Annotated in this window: 13 protein-coding genes, 1 pseudogene and 1 riboswitch; of the genes and pseudogenes, 5 read left to right on the forward strand and 9 right to left on the reverse strand. The window is 43.8% G+C overall.

What is annotated here, in order from left to right:
* The first annotated feature begins 3 nt into the window (after positions 1 to 3).
* A complete protein-coding gene (locus tag FQV28_RS17385; RefSeq protein ID WP_146497786.1) occupies positions 4 to 543 on the forward strand; it encodes a 1,2-dihydroxy-3-keto-5-methylthiopentene dioxygenase in 540 nt (179 codons plus the stop codon).
* A gap of 170 nt (positions 544 to 713) precedes the next feature.
* Complete coding sequence (locus FQV28_RS17390) at positions 714 to 3,914, forward strand: hypothetical protein (RefSeq protein WP_146497787.1); 3,201 nt, start codon at positions 714 to 716, stop codon at positions 3,912 to 3,914.
* A 33-nt stretch (positions 3,915 to 3,947) separates the two neighbouring features.
* Here FQV28_RS17390 and FQV28_RS17395 read toward each other — a convergent pair whose 3' ends face one another.
* The 3 genes from FQV28_RS17395 to FQV28_RS17405 all read right to left on the reverse strand — a co-directional run bounded on the left by FQV28_RS17395 (position 3,948) and on the right by FQV28_RS17405 (position 7,475).
* Entirely contained in the window at positions 3,948 to 5,306 is a 1,359-nt protein-coding gene (locus tag FQV28_RS17395; protein WP_146497938.1) for a glycosyltransferase family 2 protein, read from the reverse strand.
* Positions 5,307 to 5,362: 56 nt separating this feature from the next.
* On the reverse strand, positions 5,363 to 6,409 hold the full coding sequence (locus FQV28_RS17400; RefSeq protein ID WP_146497788.1) for a HEAT repeat domain-containing protein: 1,047 nt from the start codon (positions 6,407 to 6,409) through the stop codon (positions 5,363 to 5,365).
* Between the two features lie 193 nt (positions 6,410 to 6,602).
* The gene (locus FQV28_RS17405) at positions 6,603 to 7,475 is read right to left on the reverse strand and encodes an amidase (RefSeq protein WP_255472999.1); all 873 of its coding nucleotides are present in this window, start codon (positions 7,473 to 7,475) and stop codon (positions 6,603 to 6,605) included.
* Positions 7,476 to 7,518: 43 nt separating this feature from the next.
* Positions 7,519 to 7,607: riboswitch (cyclic di-GMP riboswitch) on the reverse strand.
* A gap of 337 nt (positions 7,608 to 7,944) precedes the next feature.
* Between FQV28_RS17405 and FQV28_RS17410 the strand changes: the two genes are divergently transcribed.
* Positions 7,945 to 8,133: a hypothetical protein gene (locus FQV28_RS17410; protein WP_146497789.1), complete on the forward strand. Its 189-nt coding sequence runs from the start codon at positions 7,945 to 7,947 to the stop codon at positions 8,131 to 8,133.
* Positions 8,134 to 8,460: 327 nt separating this feature from the next.
* On the opposite strand, the gene FQV28_RS17415 is transcribed toward FQV28_RS17410, so the two are convergent.
* Entirely contained in the window at positions 8,461 to 9,732 is a 1,272-nt protein-coding gene (locus FQV28_RS17415) for a glutamate-5-semialdehyde dehydrogenase (protein WP_146497790.1), read from the reverse strand.
* A gap of 83 nt (positions 9,733 to 9,815) precedes the next feature.
* Positions 9,816 to 10,592: pseudogene (gene proB, locus FQV28_RS17420) on the reverse strand (glutamate 5-kinase); the annotation flags it as partial.
* A 386-nt stretch (positions 10,593 to 10,978) separates the two neighbouring features.
* Between proB and FQV28_RS17425 the strand changes: the two are divergent.
* Positions 10,979 to 11,623, forward strand: coding sequence for an alpha/beta family hydrolase (locus tag FQV28_RS17425; RefSeq protein ID WP_146497792.1), 645 nt, complete (start codon positions 10,979 to 10,981; stop codon positions 11,621 to 11,623).
* An 18-nt stretch (positions 11,624 to 11,641) separates the two neighbouring features.
* The gene (locus FQV28_RS17430; RefSeq protein WP_146497940.1) at positions 11,642 to 12,022 is read left to right on the forward strand and encodes a VOC family protein; all 381 of its coding nucleotides are present in this window, start codon (positions 11,642 to 11,644) and stop codon (positions 12,020 to 12,022) included.
* Between the two features lie 628 nt (positions 12,023 to 12,650).
* Here FQV28_RS17430 and FQV28_RS17435 read toward each other — a convergent pair.
* The 4 genes from FQV28_RS17435 to FQV28_RS17450 form a co-directional block, all read right to left on the reverse strand.
* On the reverse strand, positions 12,651 to 14,087 hold the full coding sequence (locus FQV28_RS17435) for a carbon starvation CstA family protein (protein ID WP_146497793.1): 1,437 nt from the start codon (positions 14,085 to 14,087) through the stop codon (positions 12,651 to 12,653).
* A gap of 225 nt (positions 14,088 to 14,312) precedes the next feature.
* On the reverse strand, positions 14,313 to 15,047 hold the full coding sequence (locus FQV28_RS17440) for an amino acid ABC transporter ATP-binding protein (RefSeq protein WP_146497794.1): 735 nt from the start codon (positions 15,045 to 15,047) through the stop codon (positions 14,313 to 14,315).
* 36 nt (positions 15,048 to 15,083) lie between these two features.
* Complete coding sequence (locus tag FQV28_RS17445; RefSeq protein WP_146497795.1) at positions 15,084 to 15,851, reverse strand: amino acid ABC transporter permease; 768 nt, start codon at positions 15,849 to 15,851, stop codon at positions 15,084 to 15,086.
* A 113-nt stretch (positions 15,852 to 15,964) separates the two neighbouring features.
* Positions 15,965 to 16,807 carry a transporter substrate-binding domain-containing protein gene (locus FQV28_RS17450; RefSeq protein WP_146497796.1) on the reverse strand — a complete coding sequence of 281 codons (843 nt, stop codon included), beginning with the start codon at positions 16,805 to 16,807 and terminating at the stop codon, positions 15,965 to 15,967.
* Positions 16,808 to 16,814 lie beyond the last annotated feature (7 nt).

Below are 16,814 nucleotides of genomic sequence, written 5' to 3' on the forward strand. Positions count from 1 at the left end.
TTAATGGCTATTATCAAAATTCAAGGAACAAACGAAACAATCGAAGCGCAAAACGAAGTGGCAGCATTCTTGGAAAAACAGGAAGTCGTTTATGAGCATTGGGATATCAACAAATTGCCCGAGCACCTGCGCGAAAAATTCGATCTAAGCGATGAAGAAAAAGATGAGATTTTAAAAGCTTTCAAAACAGAAATTGACGATATTTCAGAACGCCGCGGCTATCAGGCAGCTGATATTATTTCGTTATCTGATTCCAACCCGAAATTGGACGAGCTGCTGAAAAACTTCCAGCGCAAACACATCCACACAGACGATGAAGTCCGCTATATTGTCAGCGGCCATGGCGTCTTCATCATCCAAGGAAAAGACGAACGCTTCTTTGAAGTTCACTTGTCTCCTGGTGATTTAATCTCGGTTCCAGAGAATATCACGCATTACTTTACATTGGCAGAAGACCGCAAAGTAGTCGCTGTCCGCATTTTCGTTACTACTGAAGGATGGGTTCCGGTCTATCAGGAAGAAAGCGAAGGCGTCCAAAATTAATTTTACTCATATCAAAAGCTCCCGATTTGCTTCGGGAGCTTTTTTGTGTGCAACCTTATAATTATTGTGGAAATACAAGGAATTTAATAAACAAAAATTTCTATTTTTTAACACTTTTAAGCTATAATATCTTAAAGTATATCTATTCCCAGAAGAAATGAGTGAGTACAGTGAAGAAGATTCTTTTGACCATATTAGCCATCGGAATTGTATTGGCGTTGCCGGTATTAATCTGGTTCCTTAAAGAAGAAAAAAGCGTGGAAGTAGCGATTATCGATAAAACAGTCCCCAACGAAACCTACAGGGAGCATCAAGGGCTTTCGTGGCTTTTGAATCACAACCGCTACGTCAATTCGGAAGGGAACTCATATGAAGCCAGCAAAGATTACTTTGGGTTTGCCCCGGATGAAGCTGCAAAAACCTATGAAACCCTTCCGGTCCCCGATTCATTGGAAGGCAAGGATTTAATTTATCTGGCCGATACATACGGAGTTTATGAAGAAGACTTGCCTTGGCAAACAGAAGAAAAAGAACCAGGTTCTTCTTCCCTTCTTCACGGCGGATTGGAAATGAAAGAGTGGCAAGCCATTAAAAATCAAGTGAATGAGAATGGCGCTGACTTGGTGGTCGAATTCAATACATTCGCTTCCCCTACATCTGAAAATGTCAGAAGAGACATTACCGAATTCTTAGCCCTTGACTGGAGCGGCTGGAGTGGCCGGCATTTTGTTGATTTGGCTGCAGCCGAAGTTCCGCAATGGATCATCTCCAGTTATGAAAAAGAAGAAGGCAACGATTGGAACTTTACAGGCGGCGGCTTTGTACTTGTTAATGACTTTGAAGGAACAGTAGTCGTCCTTTCTGAAGAACAAGGCGAAGTAGGGCCTGGCGGATTGCACGTTTCCTTCACAGAGAATGGGCAAGAACACTTCTCGCTCGAGAAAAGCCCTTCTTTCGATTATTGGTTCGACATAAACGAAGCTGCTCCAGAAGCAGAAGTACTTGCCGATTACCAGTGGAACTTGAAGGAATCAGGAGCAGCCAAACTGAAAGAAGCCGGCATTCCTGAAGCTTTTCCAGCGGTCCTCTACCAGCAGAAAAACCGGTCGAATGTATATTATTTTGCCGGGGACTTTGTAGATGTCGGCGATACGCCAAGTTTTTACCGGTATGCCGCCTTCGCGAATATCCGTTCTTTCCTATCGTTCGAAGCGCTTGGCGGAGAAAGCAATTTCTATTGGAAAACGTATACACCAATGATGAAAACCATCTTGGCGAACACTTATGCTAAAGAACCGGCACCAAAAACAGCGCAAGTGCCAATGGCTGAAACAAATGGCGTCTCCTATCCCTCTAGAATAAACGGGCAGGAATTTGAAGTTTATAAAGATGGGAAATGGGAAACGCTCACGATTAAAGGCGTTAATATGGGAATGGCGAAGCCAGGAACTTTCCCAGGTGAAGCGGCAATTACACGTGAAGAATATGACCGCTGGTTTCAAGCGATTGGCGAGATGAACGCCAATGCAGTACGTGTCTATACCCTCCATCCGCCGGCTTTTTACGAAGCTTTTGCGCGTTATAATGCGACAGCAGAAGAGCCGCTCTATCTGTACCACGGCGTCTGGATTGATGAAGAGCCGTTAGTCGAAACCTTGGATGCATTTGCGCCTGAAATCACAGAGAAATTCCAGGCAGAAATCCAAAAATTGGTTGATGTTGTACACGGCAACGCTAAAGTTGAACAACAACCTGGCCATGCTTATGGAACGTATAATGCCGATATTTCCCCTTATGTGATTGGTTGGATGATTGGTATTGAATGGTTCCCATTGACAGTTGCGCAAATGGATGAGGATTATCCCGATTTAGGCGATTTCAATGGAAAGCATGTTTATACCGAGAACGCTACCCCGATGGAGCATTGGCTTGCCGAGCAACTAGATATGCTTGCCGAATATGAATTAACGGAGTATCAGAGCATGCGCCCACTTAGCTTCACGAACTGGGTGACAACCGATAATATTGAGCAACCGGCAGAACCGAACGAACAAGAAGATATGGCAACAGTTGATCCAAACCATATAAAGACAAAAGGTGAGCTAGAAAAAGTCGGCATGTTTGCTTCTTACCATGTTTATCCTTACTACCCTGATTTCTTGAATCTTGAGGAACGGTACACGGAATTCGTTGACCACCGCGGAGAGAAAAACAACTACGCAGGCTATTTGAAAGATTTGAACGACTCCCATGACATGCCGATCCTAATCGCGGAATTCGGCGTTCCCGCTTCCCGCGGAATGACACACGAAAATCCTTTCGGCTGGAACCAAGGATTTATATCCGAGAAGCAGCAAGGTGAAATTGCCAGCCGACTTTATGAGGACATCCTTCAAGAAGGAGTGCTGGGCGGATTGGTGTTTACGTGGCAAGATGAATGGTTTAAACGTACCTGGAATACGATGGATTATGACGATCCGGATCAACGGCCATTTTGGTCGAACGCCCAAACAAATGAACAGCAATTCGGCCTTTTAAGCTTCGATCGCCATAAAGTGAAAGTAGACGGTGAAGACGATTGGGAAGGCGGCCAGCTGCTTTATGAAAAAGAAGCAGGTGCCATGAGAAACTTGACCATGGATTCAGACGAACGCTATGTCTACCTTAAGGCCGAATTCGATCCAACAAAGAAAAGCTGGTGGGAAGAAGAAGATTTCAACTTATACATTAACGTCCGTAGAGATAAAGGCATTTCCGTCGATGCGCTGTCCGGCACTGACTTCACTGCAGATTTCCACTTGAAAATTGAAGAAAAAGAGCAAGGGCATTTGCTGGTAGCCGGCGACTATGACAGTTTTTACTATGATTATTACGAGCGTTTGAAGATGATTCCAAAAGCCAAGGAGGACATCAATACTAATTTCCATCCGATCCGCTTGGCGCTAAACAAAGAAATCGTGCGTCCGGATACGAAAGAAGTGTTGCCTTTCGATTCGTATGAAACCGGCAAACTGCAGTTCGGCATTGCCAATCCTGAAGACGAAGCTTATGACTCTCTGAATGACTATTATTATTCAGATGAAACCGGCATTTTGGAAATCCGCATACCGTGGATGCTGCTGAATGCAAAAGATCCAAGCCAGCGGGAATTCATGGGAGATATGCGGAAAGACGGACTGGAATCGTCGATCACTGTTGAAGGCATAGGCGTCGCAGCAACTCTGACAAAGAAAAATGGCGATGCCTCTGAAAAATTCGACGCCGAACAACCGGCAAGTTATTCATGGGAAAAATGGACGTTGCCCGAAATAGAAGAACGGTTAAAGCAGTCTTACTACATTCTGCAAAAAACGTTCGGTGAAATTGAATAAACTAAAAAGGGAGCCTATGACAGGCTCCCTTTTTTAGTCTTCTGAGAAAACGCCTTTGCGTTCCATGTTGCCCCATACAGACTTTTTCTTGAATGCGTAAAACAGGCCTTTTACCCGCCAAAAGTTCATCAAAATGCGGTACCAGAAAGTTTCCGTTAAAGCATAAAGATATAGAACGACAATGCTTCCCACTGTAGGGTATTTATGATACGTCCATTCTTCCAGCAAGACCGCCAGTGAAGACAGCAACGAACCATAAAGGACCATCACTAAAAACATCACCAAAGCAATATCCGGATTGATGAATGAAAAAGCCAATCCTCCGATAATAATGAAATAACCAAGTACTTCAAAAACCGCACTCAGCAATTCAACGAACAGATAGTATGGGAACGAAAAAAGGCCAATGCCCCGATATTTCGGGTTAAACAGCATCTTTCTATGCGTCCACAGCGTTTCCGCCAATCCCCTCTGCCAACGGATCCGCTGCGCACGAAGTGAAGCGATGGTGCTCGGCGCTTCGGTCCAGCAAACCGGATCCTGGATATATTCAATCCGCTGTTTCGATTTTTCATCCTTGATGGATCGGTGCAGCCTGACAATAAGTTCCATGTCTTCCCCTACTGTATCGGTCTTATAACCACCGACCTTAATAACCCGGCTTTTTTCAAAAACACCGAATGCACCAGAAATAATCAGCAAGATATTGACTCGGCTAAAGCCGAGACGGCCTATTAAAAAGGCCCGGAAATATTCGATAATCTGCATTATTTCTAACGGTTTCCGCGGCAACGCCACTCTTTCGATGACCCCTTTGTTGATTTTACAGCCGTTCGCAATTCTTACGGTTCCCCCTGTGGCAGTGACGCGCCCAGCGGAATCGATGATCGGCTTCATCGTTTTTAAAAGTGCGTCTTCTTCCAATATCGAATCGCCATCAATCGCAGAAAAGTAAGGATAGCGTGAGAAATTGATTCCGGCATTCAAGGCATCGGCCTTGCCGCCGTTCTTTTTTTCAATCAGAAATAATTCCGGATGAAGAGCAGAACGGTAAGCCCGAGTGATTTCTCCTGTTTTAAAATAAGTCCGGATCGCCAATTCAATCGGTTCCATTTGAAACTGCGAAATCACTTTTTCGCTTGTTCTATCGGTTGATCCATCGTTGACCACAATCACTTCATACTGCGGATAGTTTAACGACAACAGTGATCTGACTGTACTGACGACTCCCGCTTCTTCATTATAGGCAGGAACCAAGATAGAGATGGGATAGGTGTCTTTGTTGATCGATAATTCTTCAATCTGCTCATTCCGGCTCAGCTTTTTCTCTTTTCTTATTCGGGGGCTTGCAATTAAAAAAAGCATCACATAAATAGCTCCAGCTGCGATCATATAAAAAATGATTGCCCAGGAAATAAATTCAATCACTGTAGTAAAGAAAGCACCATTCACGCAGTTATTCCCCCTCTTCTCGTCAACATATGTTTAGCGATGTCCCGGGAATAAGCATCCTCATCCCATAGTGCAACTTGTCTCAACAAAGCTTCACCATCCGGGAAGTTTTTAATGTTTTCTGCTGCGGCAAAACGAACCCACCAGACAGCATCAGAAAGCAGTTCCAATAAGGTCTGCGTATATTGGGGCAGATAGCATGCTCCGGCAAGTTTCGCCGCATACATCCGCTCTTCCCAGTACTCTGAAGCGAAAAAAGGATCTAGGATTAATGGATCGGAAACTTTTCCGTAATTGCACAAGCTGTTCATAGCTTTCAAACGCACTTCTTTTCGTTCATCGTATATTTTTTTCTCCACAAAAGAGAAAAACGGTTCATTTTTTTGTTCTCCATTAAACGTAATAAAAGCAAACACTACGTTTTCAGCTATATCGTCCTTGTTCTCAATTTTCTCTAGTATCTTCCACATCAATATCTCATTCAATCGAAACAATAATTCTTTGATAAATCCAGTCGACAGCCCTTCTTTTTCAACGATCACTGGAAGGATTCTTTCTTCCTGAAGGGAAGCGCAAACCCGTAAGCATTGCCGAAACTCTTCATCCTGTCTTTTCAACTTTAAAAAATGATGGTAGGCATCTTCCCGCAGCGAAAGCAGGTAAAAGTCTTCGATGAAATACAGAGCATTGATCCGCTCTGCCCAGCCTCCTTTTTTTAACGTCCGCCGATAATGGGCCGCTAAATATTTCTCCGCCAGCTGGTTCAGCTTACGCTCTTCCAAATCCCCATAATTTCCGCTGTAAAATTCATCAAGCATTCTTTCCATAACCATGACTTGCATGCTTTTGCTTTTCGGCAGACTTGGTTCGGACGGGCGTTCGCCTTTAATATATTCGATGTATTGCGGTTTTAATGAATTTAGGGATTCGTTGACCTTATTTTCGTAGCCTATCGCTCTTGCCTTCCAAAAGATCAAACAAAATAAGATAAGCAGTTGCGCAGCAAGTAAACCTGCAACTATCCAAATAAACAAATCGAGCATGGGCCGGCTTCCCCTTCCCCTTCAAGAATTTAGGTACTATACTTTCTTTTCCTTTGTACAAAAACGGCTAAACACGTTAAAAATTTAGTGTATCATTTTCTAAAGAAATAAAGTATTTTTTTGTAAAATATCCTTTTAAAAAAGCAATGTTGCCTCGGTGCGGCAAACATTGCTTTTAGTTTAGTTTTAAATTTTATGGAGCCATCGTCTTCCAGCTGTCGACATGATGAATAGCGATGCCGCCAAATGCCGGATGGTTTGCGTAGTGGCTGTTAATGACAGAAAGCTGCTCATTCATGAAGGCTTCACCTTCTTCATAGAAAGAAATTGAATTGCCTTCATCCGTTTGTCCTGTTTCAACGCCGACAACAACTTTTTTCCCATGTTTCTGCCCAAAAGCCAGCTCATTTTTAACAAGTTCGATAATAAGCGGTGCTGTGTCCCGGTAAGACATGATAGAGACACTATCCGTTTTGGCAATTACCCACTCGGCAAGAATGCCTTTCCCATACGTGTTTTTATAGGAAATTTCGTCAAACCAAAAAGGCATGTCTGCTTCTAAAGGGAGGTTCAAGCTTGTGGCATTATTTTTCGCTTTCGTCAATAACGCTTGATATGCTTTGACCGTTGCTGCCTGGTTCGTGTTCCAGCCGCTGTATAAGTAGGGTTCCACATCCAAATGGATGCCGGCGAATTTCTGCGGAGCAGTTGAGCCGTTTTGATAAGTCTTGATCCAAGCCATTAACTGGTCTTGATAGACAACACCATTTGGAGCGACCCACCCAGGAGCGCCATCAAGCGCAAAAATGCGCATTCCTTTTGCTCCAGCTTTTTCGATGAAACTGCGGTACACTGACGGTGGAATTTCAGCATCGATTTGAACATACACTTTATTGACTTGTTTGCTTTCCAAAAATGCAAGAGTCCCTGCCTCATCGCTATAAATCATCCATGGATTCCATAGCCAAGTAGCCCGGACATTCTGATCCGCCGCTTCTGCATTTCCAGTGCTGTGGCTAAATAAGAACAATAGCATCACACCTGCCATCACTATTTTTTTCATCATCTCTATTTCCTCCTATAGAAAGCCGTGGCTCACAATAGGAGACCCAGGCAACCTGACAACCATGCGTTTAAGAAACGGTTAGGCTCATAGCTTTGCGTCCTTCCCTTTCGGAGAAGTTTGCCTTTTTCTAGTTTTTTTTCATTATAGATGAACAATGATCTTATCGTCTATATTATTTTCCAGTTATTTCATAAAACTAATTACCTAATTCGTGTTATATATTGTAATTGCTAGTTCAATTTCATGTCCGAGAGACCTTCAATAATTGCATTTCCAGCTTTTCAATCCACTATTTAGATGAAAATTCTATACCTGCCTTTAACCGTTCAATTCCCTCGGCATTTAGTCTCCTCTGCAGTATTTCGTTCCCCAATTATCAAAAGTCACTTTAATCTGATGACCTTTTAGTGAACCTTTCTATGACTTTTTTTCTGTAGGATAAAGTTATCAAATAAAGGAAGGTACAAAAATGAAAAACGGTTATGTTCGGATTTTGGTGATCGCTCTTATTAACCTGGCTGTTGCAGGAGTATACTTTTGGGTATTAGGCCAATTGGATATGGCAGAAAAAGTTTATGCCGACCCCACTTTGTTCTTATTGGCGGGAGGCGGATTCAGTGCAGTAATGATTGGTGTCGCTTTGCTGAGTGCCAAATGATACTTTGCCTTGCTTTTTATCATAGAACTCATCAATTTTCCCGTTGCATTTCTTAACAGTAAATCGACCATTTTCTTTTCCATCCCTTTTGATCATCCATTTCTTTTTTATAATAAACAAGCAGAAAGAAAGCCAACACTTCACGCTGGCTTTCACTAAATCAATATCCATTTTATCATTTATCTATTTTCGTTTACCTTGGCTTAATTCCTTTATTTTTTGTATAAAAAGTTCTTGTGAGAAAAAGTCATATGATTATCAAAAACAACACAGCAAGGCCAGAAAGCAATCGAATAGTGATCACCTTCTGGCCTTATTTTTTACTATTTACTTGATTTGTCCATTGCCCCGGATAACATATTTTGTTGAAGTCAGCGCAGGCAAGCCCATCGGCCCGCGCGCATGAAGCTTTTGGGTGCTGATGCCGATTTCGGCACCGAATCCAAATTCAAATCCGTCCGTAAAACGGGTAGAGGCGTTGTGATAGACCGCCGCCGCATCAACCTCTATAAAAAACTTCTCTACATTTTCATCTGTAGTTGAAACAATCGCTTCTGAATGCTTAGTCCCGTATTGATTGATGTGAGAAATGGCTTCATCAATCGTTTCAACTACCTTAATGGCGATTTCAAGCCCAAGATACTCAGTGCCCCAATCCTCTTCTCCAGCAGGAATAATTTGATCGCTTTGCTGCTGTACGGCAGCATCGCCATGAATTTGGACACCTTTTTCCTGCAGCGCAGCCAGCAGTTCCGGCAAATGCCCGGCTGCCCAGTTTTTTTGTACAATAATGCTTTCGCAAGAATTACAGACTGATGGCCGCTGTGTTTTTGCGTTGACAGCAATGGAAATGGCCATTTCAGGATCTGCCGTCTCATCGATATAAACGTGGCAATTCCCCGCACCGGTTTCCAATACCGGAACCGTCGCATTTTTCACGACTGTCTGGATAAGCTTTGCCCCTCCACGCGGTATTAAAACGTCCAGGTATTCATTTAATTTGAACATTTCTGCTGCGGTTTCGCGGCTTGTGTCTTCCAGCAACTGCACTGAATCAATCGGCAGATCGCTTTTTTCAAGCGCCCCATGAATCACTTGGACAAGCGCCTTGTTTGAATGGATGGCGGTTGAACTGCCGCGCAGCAAGACTGCGTTTCCTGTTTTCAAACACAAACTTGAGGCATCAACTGTCACGTTTGGCCGGGCCTCGTAAATCATGCCGATAACGCCAAGCGGAACGCGCACCGTGGAAATTGCAAGGCCGTTCGGCCGATTCCACTGCTCCAGCACTTCACCGATCGGATCTGGCAATTCCGTCACTTGAACGAGGGCATCTGCCATATCCTTCAACCGTGCTCCGCTGAGCATCAAGCGGTCTAATAACGAGTCGCTCATTCCCGCGTCTTTTCCTGCGGCCAAGTCCTTTTGGTTTTCAGCTAAAATGAAATCTTGCTGAGCCAACAGTTCGGCCGCGATAGCATGCAATGCCGCATTTTTTTGGTCTGTTGTCATTTTCGCCAATTCCGAAGCGGCCGCTTTCGCTTGCTTGGCTTTTTTGATCAGCTCATTGGACTGTGCGACTTCTATTGTTCCACTCATTCTGTGCGCCCCTCTCACTTTTCTTTTGCTGAATCAGTTTATTATTCAAGCCCTGCTGCTGTCTTATAATTTCCAACTGCCGTTTTAGGGGGATTCCCGATATACGTGCCATCCCCTTTTCCCGTCAGTATATCAATCAGCTTTTCATCTCCGTTGCCGGTTCCAATAAAAACCGGAACACTTGAAGCCAAGGCTGTCCGAGCCGCTTCTATTTTCGACTTCATGCCACCCGTGCCGACTGCCGAACCTTCCGATGAAGTGGCATTTATCAGTTCAACTGGAATATCAGGAAGGAAATCATATCGTTGGGCATTCGGGGTTGTCCGTGGATTTTGTTTGTAAATGCCATTAATATCGGTGAGGATGATTAAAAAATCTGCTTGCACAAGACCGCTGACAAGCGCCGAGAGCATGTCATTGTCCCCAAACGTCAATCCTTCAATCGAAACCGAATCGTTTTCATTGATAATTGGCAGCACATCCCGCTTCACCAATTCACACAGGGTTGCTTTAGCGTTTTTCGACTGATCCTGGTAAAGAACATTCTGTTTCGTTAACAGCAACTGTGCCGCTACAATGCCATGCTTTTTGAATTCTTCTGTATATCCTTGCAGCAAAAGCCCTTGTCCTACCGCTGCAGCCGCCTGCTTGCCTTCGATTGTTGCAGGCCGTGAAAGATAGCCGAGGTCTGTAAGGCCAGCCGCCACTGCTCCGGAAGAAATCAAAACCACTTCATGCCCAAACTGTTTCAAGCGGGCAAGTGCACCCACATGTTCCCTTAATTTCATCATGCAAAGCCCGCCCTTGTCGTTGATCAAAGAGCTGCTTCCTATTTTTACGACAATTCTCTTCTTTTCCACGTACCGGTCACCACCCAATTTTTATAGGCAAACATATCTTTCCGTAATGCTTCTTTCTACAAAAATCCTGCACATGGCTAATGCTAATATCGTATTATTATGCATTAATAAGAATTTTTAGTCAACAAATATTATTTTGTTTTTTCTAAAAAATAGGATTCCCTTACATTTATAAAAATTCGCTTGCGAATTTATCGTATAATTATTCATATTTAGGTTTATTTCGCGCCATAGCATCCCCTCATATTCTTATTATACATACCTATTAATAGCCATTAGTTAACTTATTAAACGGCAATTGCTGAATTATTCAAAAAAATGAAGGAAGTTTATTTATTTATAATGCAGCTCCTTAGTATACTTGAAGGTATAGAGGGGGATTATAGATGCCTAAATTCGAAAAAGGAACTGTTCAAGGCTATAAAGGGATGCAAGTCCCTTTTGAATTCATCAAAACAGAGGAGGGCACAAACAGCTTGGCTATCCTGCTTCCTGGGGCCGGCTATACGACAAGCTCACCGCTTTTCCATTATTCGACCGAAGCCTTTCTGAACCGATCGGTTGACGTATTGGAAGTGAATTATCAATACAACAACGAAGCATACGATGAATTTTCAATGGAAGAACTGAGCGAAGCCATTAAGCACGATGTAAAAACGGTGCTTGATCAAGAAATAGAAGGAAGCTCCTATGAGCATTTCTATCTTATCGGCAAGTCGCTTGGCACCATTGCTATGAGCACAGAACTGCAAAGGCCCGCATTCAGAGACGCAAAAGCAGTTTGGCTGACTCCGCTTTTCCAGCGGGACGACGTGTTTCAAGCGATGCTTCATAGCCCCAATGAGGGGTTATGCTTTATCGGAGATGCAGACCGCTGCTATATCAAAGACCGCTATGAGCAAATCGAGAACAAACCGAATATAAGCGCCAAGCTTTTTTCGAATGTAGACCATAGCTTGGATTCACGTGATGGTGTCATGGAGTCGATTGGCGCATTGGAATGTGTAATAAATGAAATTCGGAAATTTTAATTTGAAAAAGGAGTGGAAATAATAGTGGGTGCAATCCAAACGATTGGACAAATCGGGGTGCCGGTAAAAGATTTTGAGCGCGCCATCCGTTTTTATCAAGGCGTTCTGCAATTGCCGCTGCTGTTCAGCACAGGAACTTTGGCTTTTTTTGACTGCAACGGAATCCGTCTGCTGTTAAGCCTTCCTGAAAAAGAAGAATTTGCGCATGCGAGTTCCATTCTTTATTTTCAAGTAGCAAACATTCAGGAGGCTTATGCAGAATTTACCGATAAAAACGTTTCTTTTATCGATGAACCTCATCTTATTGCAAAAATGGGTGAGACGGAGACTTGGATGGCTTTCTTTAAAGACACCGAAGACAATACGCATGCACTGATGAGTGAAGTGCAAATAGGGTGAATTTTAATCCGAAAGCAACTATTGAATACGAACTTCTTTCAAATAACTTATTGCTTGGTTCACAAGAAAATTTCTTGCCAGTCAATATAAAAAGCATCCTGTAAAGCAGGATGCTTTGAGCTTGTAGACAAAAGACTAATTAACTTTTTAGCGGAATAAAGATACATATTCCACCGGAAAGCGACCGGCACCTCCGCTTCAGCCGGTCGCTTTCCGCGGGCTCGCACCGAACTAACTCGGTCCTGGCGTCCCGAGTGGATTTCGGCACTTCGCTTTTCCGCTGGAGTCGCCGGCTTGCGCTCCGGTTCCTAAGCCAGTAGGCCTTACAGGCGTCCTGCGCCGGATTTTCTCCAATCTGGAACTTGAATGGAAGCCTCGCGCTGTCCAGGAAAGAAGCCAAACCGGCCTGGACACGGAGACTCCTCTGGGAGCAGTGACAGAGTGGAACGATGGAGCGACATGAGCTGAAGACCCTGAGCGGAGCGAGCGAAGCGGCTGAAGCCGTGCCCACGGAAAGCGGAGTGGCCAGGCCGGTTGGTTTTATGGATTCCCATTCATCAATTATCGGCTTTGTCTACAGCCTGAAGCATCCTGTAAAGCAGGATGCTTTTTTGTGTGGACTGTTTACTTATATAACTTCGGCTTTTGGATCCACTTCTTTCAAACTTCTGTATTTAATAATCTGGGCTGCATACCATAATAGAACTACCAGCGTAATGCAGGCTCCTATGATAGCGGAGATCTGATAATCCAGGTTCAGCCCTTCCGGAGCATAGAAGATATACATAGCAACTACCCCTGTCATGAAGCTGGCCGGAACTCCGCAAATCCAATGGAAGCGAAAGTTTTTCAACAAGTAGACGGTTGCTGTCCACAGCATGACCGTTGCGACAACTTGGTTGGTCCAACCTACATAACGCCACAAGAATGTATAGTCGATTGTAGCCATATAAAACGTCGGAATTGCTAAAGGAATTGTTACCAAGAGGATTTTCCCTTTCTCTTCCATATTAGTGAATTTGGAAAGAATATCTGTTAAAATCATGCGGGACGAGCGCAGGGCAGTATCTCCTGTCGTAATCGGCAAGATGATAACGCCGAAAATCGCCAACAATCCACCCATCGTACCAAGCAAGGAAATAGAGATTTCATTGACAACACCTGAAGGCCCTCCAGCCGCTAACGCCGCCCCAAGCCCTTCTGTTCCATTAAAGAACGCCATTCCTGCCGCTGCCCAGATAAGCGCAATCACTCCTTCGATGATCATTGCTCCATAGAAAATCTTGCGCCCATCTGTTTCTTTTTTCATCGTGCAGGCGATAATCGGACTTTGCGTACAATGGAAACCAGAAATCGCGCCACAAGAAATAGTCACCATCAATAGCGGCCAAATCGGCAGGTCTCCTGGATGTAAATTCTCAAACGTCAAATTCGGCATTGGCTTACCTGAAAATATTAGTGCTACCGCTACAGCAATGGCCATAAATAACAAAATCCCACCCAGAAGCGGGTAAATGCGGCCAATAATCCGGTTGATCGGCAATATCGTCGCTAAAATAAAATAGAAGAAAATAAGTCCTAATGCCATCATAAAACTAACAGGTGTAATTTGCGCAATCAACTGAGCCGGTCCTGCTGTAAAAGCAGCAGCTACTAAAAGCATGAGTATCAATGAAAGCCCGTTTATAAAAACTTTTGCATATTTGCCTAAATAGCGTCCAACAAGTGCCGGAAATTGTTCACCGCCGTGGCGCATTGACATCATCCCCGAAAAATAATCGTGCACCCCTCCAGCGAATATAGAGCCAATGACAATCCAGATAAATGCAACAGGCCCGTATAACGCTCCTGCCACCGCTCCGTAAATGGGGCCGAGCCCGGCAATATTCAGCAATTGGATCAGGTTCCCTTTCCACCAGCTCATCGGTACAAAATCCAAGTTGTCTCTTTTCGTGTATGCTGGCGTCGGTGTATTATCATCCACTACAAATACCCGTTCAACAAATTTTGAATAAAAGATATAACCAAAAATAAGCAATAAAATCGCTGCAAAAAAAGTGATCATTTGCCTGACCTCCTGATGTAAGTTTCTAGTGTATAGCTATGATAACATTATTAATCGTTTTTTCGACATAATATTTAGAAATAATAAAATATTTACTCGCTATGAAAAAGTTAACGATTTACTGTTCTTGTTTTTAGTGAAGATTTCACAAAAAAATCTGCCGAAAAGTTCCTATAGAAAAAGGCCGGCTCTTTAATAGAGCTGGCCTTAACTTATTCCAATTTCCTATTTTAATGTCCGCTTCAAAAATTCCCGTGTCCGTTCATGCGCCGGATTGTTGAAAATCTGCTCTGGCGGCCCTTCTTCGACAATAACCCCTTTGTCCATAAAGACGACGCGGTCGGAAACTTCTTTCGCAAACTCCATTTCATGCGTCACGATAAGCATTGTCAGTCCGCTTTTCGCCAAATCTTTCATGACTCTCAGAACTTCCCCCACCATTTCCGGGTCGAGTGCAGATGTCGGTTCGTCAAATAGCATAACATCCGGCTCCATTGACAAAGCACGGGCAATGGCCACCCGCTGCTTCTGGCCGCCTGACAACTGCCTGGCTTTCGCATTGACATATTGATCCATGCCAACCACATTCAAATACTTTATCGCAACTTTTTCAGCTTCTTCCCTCCGGCGTTTCAGCACTTTCACTTGTCCCACTGTGCAATTGTTGATGACGTTGTGGTTATTAAACAAATTAAACTGCTGAAAAACCATTCCCAGCTTTGTGCGGTATGCGTGGATATCGTGGCGGTCATCTAAAATATTTTCGCCGTTGTAAATGATTTGGCCGCCACTCGGCTTTTCGAGCAAATTGATGCAGCGGAGAAGCGTCGATTTTCCGGAACCAGAAGAACCGATCACGCAGACCACTTCGCCTTTATGCACTGCGAAGTCGATATCTTTCAACACTTCATGCGTGCCAAAGGATTTGCTTAAATGCTGTATCTCAATTACTTTCTCCATAAAGTCTCCTCTTCCATTCTTCTTGAATTTCGATTCTCAGATTTTGATTTTATGTTCGGTGTCTTCCGGTTTTGCCACTTGCATCGGCAGCCCGCCGATCATGCTGTAGTTTTCCGGACCATCCATTCTTTTCTCAAGTCTGCGCAGCAGCAACGTAATGGCGAAAGTCATGATGAAGTACAATACACAAGCGACAAAGAACGATTCAAAATAGCGGAAGTTGTTTCCGGATACCGTTCTTGTTTGGAAGAACAATTCTGTAACACCAATCACGCTCAGTACAGCAGTGTCTTTAATATTGATGACAAACTGGTTGCCTGTAGCAGGCAAAATATTGCGGATTACTTGCGGCAGCACAACATGCATCATCGTCTGGAAGTGGTTCATGCCAATTGCTTGGGCTGATTCGAATTGCCCTTTGTCCACGGAAACAATACCACCTCGGACGATTTCAGACATATAGGCCCCCGTATTGATGGAAACAATGAAAACAGCTGCAAGGAATACATCCATGTCGATGCCGAAAGCCAGAGCTGAACCATAGAAAATGACCATCGCTTGTACCATCATCGGTGTACCGCGGAAAAATTCGATATAAGCGGAAAGAACAAAATTAATGATTTTTAACAAGAGTTTTTTGAAGCCTCGTTCTGGCATCGGAATCGTATGGACGATTCCGATCACCAACCCGATGACAGCACCGATTATGGTACCAATTATCGATATTAAAAGCGTCATGCCCGCTCCACGCAGAAACATCGGCCAGTTGTTTGTCAGTATATTAACAATCCATTCGTAACTCATGGTTTTCCTCCTAAATAAAACTTCACTCGGCAGGGCTTTTTTATCCTTGAAAATCGTTAAAGCGAAAAATACAAAACCGACTGCACCTAGATGCAGTCGGCACCACTACTGCCTTATTGTGCAGCTGGTTGATTTTGAATAGCAGTATCCATGATTTCTTGGCGCTCTTGTTCAGGAATCGCCTTTAGGCTTTCATTGATCTGTTCGGTCAAGTCGCTGCCTTTTTCAAGGCCAACTGCAATCGCTGTGTCTTCTTCCGAAGTTTCAAAGCCATCTGTGAATTCAACCATAGCGAAGTTTTCATTGGCTGCTGAAGCACTAACCGCTTCCGGACGCTCAGATACATAACCATCAATCATTCCGGATTCAAGCGCCACTCTCATTGCAGGGAAACTTTCCATAGCTGTTTCTTTAGATACCCCTTCAATTTGGTCAATAACTGAATAGTGGAAAGTGTTGAGCTGAGCTGTGATTTTTGCACCGCTAAAGTCTGCAAGCGTCGTAGCGCCTTCATATTTACCGCCTTTTTTAACAACCATGACTAGCTCAGAAGTATAATAATGATCGGAGAAATCGATTGTTTCTTTTCGTTCTGCCGTCGGAGACATTCCTGCAATAATCGCATCGATTTTACCAGAAGTCAGCGCTGGCACAAGACCATCCCATTCTGTTTTAACAATAACCAATTCCTTGCCCAAATCTTCTGCAATACGTTTCGCGATTTCCACATCGTAGCCGCCGGCATACTCGGCATTGCCATCGATTTTAACCGCGCCATTGGAATCATCTCCTTGTGTCCAGTTAAACGGCGCGTATGCAGCTTCGAGGCCTACTTTGAATGTATTGTCTTCTTCTCCACCTGAAGAACCAGTTTTAGAACCGCCTGAACCGCATCCAGCCAACACCAACATAGCCGCTAAAAATACGATTGAGAATAATGATAGTTTTTTCTTCATTTTCTTT

It is taken from the genome of Planomicrobium sp. CPCC 101079, assembly GCF_007859275.1.
GTDB lineage: Bacteria > Bacillota > Bacilli > Bacillales_A > Planococcaceae > Planococcus.

Bases quoted from the DNA above. Each gene is read 5' to 3' on its own strand.
- FQV28_RS17400 (WP_146497788.1), bottom strand. From the start codon at position 6,409: ATGCTCGATTTGTTTATTTGGATAGTTGCAGGTTTACTTGCTGCGCAA.
- FQV28_RS17385 (WP_146497786.1), top strand. From the start codon at position 4: ATGGCTATTATCAAAATTCAAGGAACAAACGAAACAATCGAAGCGCAA.
- FQV28_RS17425 (WP_146497792.1), top strand. From the start codon at position 10,979: ATGCCTAAATTCGAAAAAGGAACTGTTCAAGGCTATAAAGGGATGCAA.
- FQV28_RS17450 (WP_146497796.1), bottom strand. From the start codon at position 16,807: ATGAAGAAAAAACTATCATTATTCTCAATCGTATTTTTAGCGGCTATG.
- FQV28_RS17440 (WP_146497794.1), bottom strand. From the start codon at position 15,047: ATGGAGAAAGTAATTGAGATACAGCATTTAAGCAAATCCTTTGGCACG.
- FQV28_RS17435 (WP_146497793.1), bottom strand. From the start codon at position 14,087: ATGATCACTTTTTTTGCAGCGATTTTATTGCTTATTTTTGGTTATATC.
- FQV28_RS17445 (WP_146497795.1), bottom strand. From the start codon at position 15,851: ATGAGTTACGAATGGATTGTTAATATACTGACAAACAACTGGCCGATG.
- FQV28_RS17415 (WP_146497790.1), bottom strand. From the start codon at position 9,732: ATGAGTGGAACAATAGAAGTCGCACAGTCCAATGAGCTGATCAAAAAA.
- FQV28_RS17395 (WP_146497938.1), bottom strand. From the start codon at position 5,306: ATGATCGCAGCTGGAGCTATTTATGTGATGCTTTTTTTAATTGCAAGC.
- FQV28_RS17410 (WP_146497789.1), top strand. From the start codon at position 7,945: ATGAAAAACGGTTATGTTCGGATTTTGGTGATCGCTCTTATTAACCTG.
- FQV28_RS17405 (WP_255472999.1), bottom strand. From the start codon at position 7,475: ATGATGAAAAAAATAGTGATGGCAGGTGTGATGCTATTGTTCTTATTT.